General features: G+C 66.2%; 1 pseudogene. It reads right to left on the bottom strand.

The window, feature by feature from the left end:
- Positions 1 to 464: pseudogene (locus RNB18_RS51675) on the bottom strand (hypothetical protein); the annotation flags it as partial.

Here is a 464-nt window from a genome sequence, read left to right as displayed (position 1 = left end):
ATCGTGGCGGCCACGCCCAGGGCCGCCAGCGTCCCCGCCAGCACGATGCGCTCGATTCCGAACACCAGGACCGGCAGCGACGCCGCGACGAGGAAGTAGAACTGCAAGCCCGAGCCGGTGCCGATCGCGAAGCACATCACCGACACCGACACGTACGCGAAGAGGAAGAACGCCAGTGGCGCGATCAGCTCGCCGAACCGGTACAGCAGGGGCACCAGCAGGAACAGAACTGCGGAAACAAGGTTGACGAAGGCCAGCCGCCACATCGGCCCGCCCAGGGCCAGCTGGAAGATTCCGAACCCTCCCGACACTGCGGCGGCGATCCACGTCGCGATGGTCAAAACGCGCAGACGGCTCGATATGCACTCGGCGTAATGCCGAGTGCGGGCCGACACGCGGTTGTCCAACGCGACCTCGGGCATACACACCGGGCGGCGGAACTCGCTGACCACCACGAACAAAGC

This window comes from Streptomyces doebereineriae (genome assembly GCF_031845645.1).
In the GTDB taxonomy this organism is placed as follows: domain Bacteria; phylum Actinomycetota; class Actinomycetes; order Streptomycetales; family Streptomycetaceae; genus Streptomyces; species Streptomyces canus.
Note: the sequence above shows the minus strand (reverse complement) of the source record. Positions and strands in the feature narration are given on the sequence as shown.